The 6,966-nt window shown below is 62.2% G+C and carries 4 protein-coding genes; 2 read left to right on the top strand and 2 right to left on the bottom strand.

Annotated features, from left to right (window positions below; all coding sequences use genetic code 11):
- Both IVB50_RS08720 and IVB50_RS08715 read left to right on the top strand, forming a co-directional pair.
- The coding region (locus IVB50_RS08720) for a CusA/CzcA family heavy metal efflux RND transporter (protein WP_247295530.1) at positions 1 to 2,934 on the top strand (2,934 nt) is incomplete at its 5' end.
- Between the two features lie 157 nt (positions 2,935 to 3,091).
- Positions 3,092 to 4,072, top strand: a complete 981-nt coding sequence (locus IVB50_RS08715; RefSeq protein WP_256465345.1) for a recombinase family protein — start codon at positions 3,092 to 3,094, stop codon at positions 4,070 to 4,072.
- Positions 4,073 to 4,371: 299 nt separating this feature from the next.
- Here the strand turns inward: IVB50_RS08715 and IVB50_RS08710 are convergent, their stop codons facing one another.
- Positions 4,372 to 4,596 (bottom strand): hypothetical protein, encoded by a 225-nt coding sequence (locus tag IVB50_RS08710; protein ID WP_247295525.1) that lies wholly within the window; start codon positions 4,594 to 4,596, stop codon positions 4,372 to 4,374.
- Positions 4,597 to 4,734: 138 nt separating this feature from the next.
- The gene (locus tag IVB50_RS08705) at positions 4,735 to 6,888 is read right to left on the bottom strand and encodes a 3'-5' exonuclease (RefSeq protein ID WP_247295523.1); all 2,154 of its coding nucleotides are present in this window, start codon (positions 6,886 to 6,888) and stop codon (positions 4,735 to 4,737) included.
- Positions 6,889 to 6,966 lie beyond the last annotated feature (78 nt).

Raw genomic sequence — 6,966 nt, 5'->3', positions numbered from 1 at the left:
TTCTCTTTCTTCGGCGTCTCCTTCGTCTACGTCATCTTCGAGGACGGCACCGACATCTACTGGGCGCGCTCGCGCGTGCTGGAATTCCTCAACGGCGCCGGCGCCCGCCTGCCTGCCGGCGTGAGCCCCACGATCGGCCCCGACGCGACCGGCGTCGGCTGGGTCTACCAGTACGCGGTCATATCGAAGGAACTGAACCTCGCCGACACCCGTACCATCCAGGACTGGAATCTGAAGTTCGCACTGGCGAAGGCCGAGGGTGTCGCCGAGGTTGCGAGCGTCGGCGGCTTCGTCAAGCAGTACAACGTGGTCCTCGATCCGCAACGCATGCGCGACCGCGGCATCACCATGCAGAAGATGCGCGATGCCATCCGCGCCAGCAACGCCGACGTCGGCGGCCGGACCGTCGAACTGTCCGAGTTCGAGTACGTCATCCGCGGCAAGGGCTACATCAAGTCGATCAACGACCTCGGCGACATCGTGCTGAAGACGAACAACGGGACGCCGGTGCTGCTGCGCGACGTCGCCCGTGTCGAACTGGGCCCCGACGAGCGGCGCGGCATCACGGAGCTGAACGGGGAGGGCGAGGTCGCCAGCGGCATCGTGCTACAGCGCTTCGGCCTCAATGCGCTGGAGGTGATTGAGAACGTCAAGAAGCGCTTCCGGGAGATCGCCTCCAGCCTTCCGAAGTCGGTCGAGATCGTGCCGGTCTACGATCGCTCCAACCTGATCTACGCGGCCATCGACACGCTCAAGCACACGCTGTTCGAGGAAAGCGTCGTGGTCGCGCTGGTCTGCATCGTGTTCCTGCTGCACGTGCGTAGCGCCCTTGTCGCGATCCTGATGCTGCCCATCGGGGTCTTGATGGCGTTCGGCGCCATGAAGCTGCTCGGGCTCGGCTCCAACATCATGAGCCTCGGCGGGATCGCGATCGCGATCGGCGCCATGGTCGATGCGGCCATCGTCATGATCGAGAACGCCCACAAGCACCTCGAACGCGCCGAGCCGGGAAAGCCCAGGATCGACGTCCTGATCGCCGCCGCCTCGGAGGTGGGGCCTGCACTTTTCTTCAGCCTGCTGATCATCACGGTGTCCTTCATGCCGATCTTCACGCTGGAATCGCAGGAGGGGCGGCTGTTCAGCCCGCTGGCGTTCACGAAGACGTTCTCGATGGCGGCCGCCGCGCTCCTGTCGGTGACGTTGGTGCCGGCTCTGATGGTGATCTTCGTGCGCGGGCGGATCGTTCCGGAGCACAGGAATCCGATCAACCGCGTCCTGATCTGGATCTACCGCCCGGTGATCAAGGGCGTCATGCGCGCCAAGACGCTGGTGGTCGTGCTCGCGCTCGCCATTCTGGCCGTGAGCATCTGGCCGGCGCGGCAACTCGGTACCGAGTTCATGCCGAACCTGAACGAAGGCACGCTGCTCTACATGCCGACCACGCTGCCGGGCATCTCGGTCACGAAGGCCGGCGAACTGATGCAGATCCAAAACCGGATCATCCGCTCGTTTCCGGAAGTGGCCTTGGTCTACGGCAAGGCGGGGCGCGCCGCGACGGCGACCGATCCGGCGCCGTCCGAGATGTTTGAGACGGTGGTCAACCTCAAGCCCAAGGAGGAGTGGCGGCCCGGCATGACCATCGACGGACTGATCGCCGAAATGGACAAGGCACTGCAGTTTCCCGGGGTCTCCAACGCCTGGACCATGCCGATCAAGGCCCGCATCGACATGCTGTCCACGGGCATACGAACGCCGATCGGCGTCAAGGTGATCGGGACCGACCTGGTCGAGATCGACAAGCTCGCCAAGCAGATCGAGCAGGTCCTCAAGGCCGTGCCGGGCACCTCATCGGCCTATGCCGAACGTGGCATCGGCGGCTACTATCTGGAAGTCACCCCCGACCGTGCCGTGCTGGCGCGCTACGGCATCATGGTCCAGGACGTTCAGGACACGATCGCGACTGCGCTCGGCGGCCAGACGGTGACCACGACCGTGGAAGGGCGGCAGCGCTTCACCGTGAACATGCGCTATCCGCGCGATCTGCGCGACAATCCGCAGGCCATCGCCAACGATGTGCTGGTGCCGATGCCCGCTGGCGGCGCGGTACCGCTCGGCGAGGTCGCCAAGGTCGCGTCGGCGCGGGGGCCAACCTCGATCCGGACCGAGAACGGGCAGCTCGCGACCTACATCTACGTCGACATCCGCGATCGCGATCTCGGCGGCTACGTCGCCGACGCCAAAGCCGCCGTGCAGGCCAGCATCCAGTTTCCGGCCGGCTACTACGTGATGTGGAGCGGCCAGTACGAGTACCTGGAGCGGGCGACCGCGCGGCTGAAGATCGTGGTGCCGGTGACGCTGCTGATCATCTTCCTGCTGCTGTACCTGAACTTCCGCTCAATCACCGAGACGATGATCGTGATGCTGTCGCTGCCGTTCGCGCTGGTCGGCGGGCTCTGGCTGATGTGGTGGTTGAGCTTCAATCTTTCGGTGGCGGTCGCCGTAGGCTTCATCGCCCTCGCCGGCGTCGCGGCGGAGACCGGCGTTGTGATGCTGATCTACCTCAACCAGGCCTTCGCAGAGACCGCGGCGAGGCGTGCCGCCGAGGGGCGACCCCTGACCCGCGGCGATCTCTACGATGCCATCATGGAGGGCGCCGTGGAGCGTGTCCGGCCCAAGATGATGACAGTGGTCGCGATCATGGCGGGGCTGCTGCCGATCATGTGGAGCACCGGGACCGGTTCCGAAATCATGCAGCGCATCGCGGTGCCGATGATCGGGGGGATGATTTCTTCCACGCTGCTGACGCTGATCGTGATCCCGGCGATCTTCGGACTGGTGAAGGGCTTCGGATTACCGCACGACCACGGCCGTACTCCGCCGCGGATCCGCGAGCAGATCGAACGTGTTCAGCATGTCCCTGAGCCCGCCGAATGAGGTGACAAACGCCAATTTCCGGCGCCGGCATGAGGCGCGCCCAGTCCTTCTGGAAGATTGCTATCCCGACCGGGCGAGGTGTATTTCCACTCGCGGGTACCTCTGAATGGCAGGAAGGCTGCATGGGTAACTGGCTCGTTGTCCCAAAGGGACAAGCTTGGCGAGGCGGACCCGGGCGCGCCGTGCTGCGCAGTACGTCCGAATGTCGAGGGAGCTCCAGCGCTACTCGACCGCGAACCAGATGGCGGCCATCGCCGCCTATGCCGAGGCGAACACGCTCACGATTGTGCGCACCTATCGCGACGAGGGCCGCAGCGGCCTCCGGATCAAGGGACGGCCAGGTCTGATCGAACTGATCGAAGATGTTCAGTCGGGCCGAGCCGCCTTCGACCACATCCTCGTTTACGACGTCAGTCGCTGGGGCCGGTTCCAGGATGTCGACGAGAGTGCCTACTACGAGTTCCTGTGCAAGCGGAGCGGCGTTCAGGTCGAATACTGTGCGGAGATATTCAAGAACGACGGCACCTTTGTTTCCGGGATCGCAAAAAGCCTGAAGCGCGGGATGGCCGCCGAGTGGAGCCGGGAGCTCTCCGTCAAGGTGCACGCGGGACACTGCCGGGTCGCGAGCCTCGGGTACCGCGTTGGCGCTCCCGTCGGCTACGGCCTCATGATACCCACCATTCTCGGGAACGAGAACTACATCGGCAAGACCGTCTACAATCGCACCTCAAGACGCTTGGGCCAGAAGCTGGTCAAGAATCCGGATAACGCTTGGGTCCGAGGTGCTGCGGCGATCGAGCCTATCGTGGACCAGGGGATCTTCGCTCGCGCCCAGAAGCTGCTGGCCGATCGACGCGTGGAGATTCCGGAAGAAGAGATGCTGTTGCGCCTTCGTCTCACGCTCCGCCGGCGCGGTAAACTCAACTCGCACATCATCAATACGACGCTCGGTCTCAATCACGTCTCCTCGTACGTGAAGCACTTCGGTTCGCTGCGGAAGGCCTATGCGCTGATCGGATATGTGTCCCCGCGCGACTGCGACTGGATTGATACCCGGGAATTTTTGCGCCGCCGAACAATCGAGGCATGCCACCGAACTCGCGGAGGCGCTGCGAACGGAACTTGGCCTCCAGGCTGATCTTCTTCCGGACGGCATAGGGCTTGACGTCGGAGGCTCACGCGTAGTTTCGTTTCTCGTCGCGCGACGACTGGCGCATCGTGGAAAGGACCACGCGGCGCAATGGAAAGCCTACCGTAGGCAGATCTCATCGGGCCTACTTGCCGTGATGCGGTTGGATGCGGCGAATCGGGAGATCGAGGATTACGTGCTGTTGCCTGCCCCGTTGAGGTCAGGACGCTACGTCTGGCTCTCATCTGATTCCCTTCGTCGACATCGGGGCGCGCTTTACCAGGAAAAGGGGGCATTGTTCGGCGCCATCAAGACAACGCTGGCAAAAACCAACCGTGCCGCCCCAACCAGCTCAGCACCGTCGAAAAAGCGATCGAAATCAGGCCGGCCCAGAGCCAAGGGCTTCGGCGGGCGGCGCTCACGGTGCGGAGATACAAAATCGCTCCGATGAGCGTGCCGTAGTTCCTTCGGAAGTCACCATTCAGCTTCGCAATCTTGGACAATTCCGAGGATGTATCGGCGTCATTTGCCATCGGGCTGGCTCCTTCGTCCTGCTAGGACCAGCGCCTTATGAACCACTGTTTTGCCCGACGGAGCAAGTGATATTTCGTATTATCAGAAAAAACATGATCGCAGTGGAACTTGGCCGGTCACCTGCTTGGTTTGAATTGCTACGCTGCTTCGAGGTGCCCCTCTTCGCTCCGCTTCTTGTTGATGAGATTCAACAACTGCGCCGAGGCCCGCGCATCGCATAAGGCTCGATGATGATTGTCGAGCGAGATGCCATATATCTCGCAAAGCTTCCCGAGTCCGTAGGACTTGTGTCCCGGAAAGCGCCGCCGCATTCCGGCGCACGTGCAGAGCTTGGGGAATCTGAAGCGCCGCGCGATTCTTTCGAATTCGTAGGCCATGAAACCATAGTCGAAGCCGACATTATGGGCGACGAAAATGCCGTCCCCCATAAACTCCATGAATCGGTCCGCTACCTCCGCGAACAAAGGTGCGTCCCGAACCATTTCGTTCGTGATGCCGGTCAGCTGAACGATCTTCGCGGGAATGGAACGTTGGGGATTGACGAGAGAATGCCACTCGTCGACGACACAGTGATTGCGAACCTTCACCGCGCCGATCTCGGTTATGCGATCGCCATTCGACCAGGAGCCGGTCGTCTCGATATCGACCACCACGTAGTCCTGCTCGGGGTCGAAACGATAGTCCACCCGACCGATCTCGCCGATGATGCCGGCAGCGCCGAACTGGCGGAGACGGGTCAGCTGGTTGCGGCGGATCACGTCCCCCTCGGCCTTGACCTCCATGAAGGACGCCTTGCCGTCCTGCACCAGCATCAGGTCGGGGAAACCGTCCCGCATGCCGCGGAAATCGTCGCACATGCTGCGGACGATGCTGGCTATAGCACTTGGATCGCATCCTTCGAGCAGCGCGCGGAGCGCCTCCACTTGCACATGATCCCAGCTGAAGACCCCATTCGGGCGGCCCCATTTTGCTGCGACGGTGCGGAGGATCAACGGAAGAGAAGCTCCGGATGCGATGGCAGCCAGTTTCTCGTCGATCGGTACGGCGAAGAGCCGCCGGAAGCTGCGGTCCTTCAGGCAATGGGGTAGCCAGTCGAACTCGCTGGGCATTCGGGTGCTCTCGAAGAGCTCGTCCCAGAAGAGAAGGCCGAACAGCGTGTGCCACAGCACATTCTCGGTGAAAAAGACCTTGGTGCCCTTGCGCCGCAGAACGCCGGCGACCCCTGCTTCTGGATTGCCGCGATGGGTGTCGTCGACAGTGATCGTGCGCCCGGACCGCAGCAGTTCGGTATAGACGCCTGTGCGCCTCCCTCCGAACTTGCGAGCGTAAAAGTCAGTCGCGAAAACGTGCTCCCCGTCGCTGGCGGGATCATCGATCATCAGCTGCAGCAGGTCTTCGGCTCCGGTGCGATCTCCGCTATTGTAAAGCAGGCGGACCAGGCGCTCGTTGCAGTCCGGCGAGCACCCCGCGCGGTAGAGCTGACGGGCAAGATCGCTCTCGCCCGCTTTCTCGAAGAAAAGTCCGGTCTGATGAGCCGCTCGGCTGCGGAGGTCCTTGCCGTACTGTGTCCCGCAGGCAGGCCCGGACAGCACGTCGATGGCGGCCCGCCTGTGGACAGGCTCTGATCCTTCCTCAAGGCTGTCGAGAATTTGACTGTAGTGGAACGAGGCAAGCGCCTCCTCGGCATCGGTGAAGCGGGCGCTGAACGCGGTCTCGCGGTTGGTGTGGAGGATGCCCAGGTCCCGCAGCGCGAAGTTCTTGAGGTTCACCTCGGTCTTGCCGAAGTAGAGATAGAGCAGGAATTCGATTGGCCGCGTGCCGTCCAGAGCGATGAATTTCCGGGCGCCGCAGTGCTGCGCGGCCGTCGAGAAGGGGATCTGTTCGATATAATAGTCGATGAACTTGGCTTTGGCCCAAGACTTGCGGACGTCTTTGCGCCCAGCCGCCTGTGCTCCGGTGAAGAGGACATCTTTGGGAAGACACGCGACGAACCCGGCATAGTCGACTTCGCCGAGCACCCGGGCATGACCAACCATCATCAGATCCGACGTGGCTTGCTCGATATCGTCGATCTCGGGGTAGTCGAACAGGGACCGATTGAATATCGCACCACGCCGGTTGATCATGCGGATCAACAGGCATCGGGCATCTCTCGAGAGGCGCTCGAAGCGCGCCATGAAAGCGTGATGGTCCGGACCAAGCACGGGTTCGTACGTTCGCTGCACGAACCCGAGCATTTCGGCGAAATGGTCAAGATAATAGTAGACGGGCAGTTGCGGCAGTTTGGCCAAGCGGACCTTCGCGGTTGGAATCATTTGTTCTATTTTTTTTCGAATGGTATGAGTGAAGTCAATCGCCTCGACGAGCTC

Source organism: Bradyrhizobium sp. 87 (genome assembly GCF_023073015.1).
GTDB classification, from domain to species: domain Bacteria; phylum Pseudomonadota; class Alphaproteobacteria; order Rhizobiales; family Xanthobacteraceae; genus Bradyrhizobium; species Bradyrhizobium canariense_D.
This window is presented reverse-complemented; position numbering and strand designations above follow the sequence as displayed.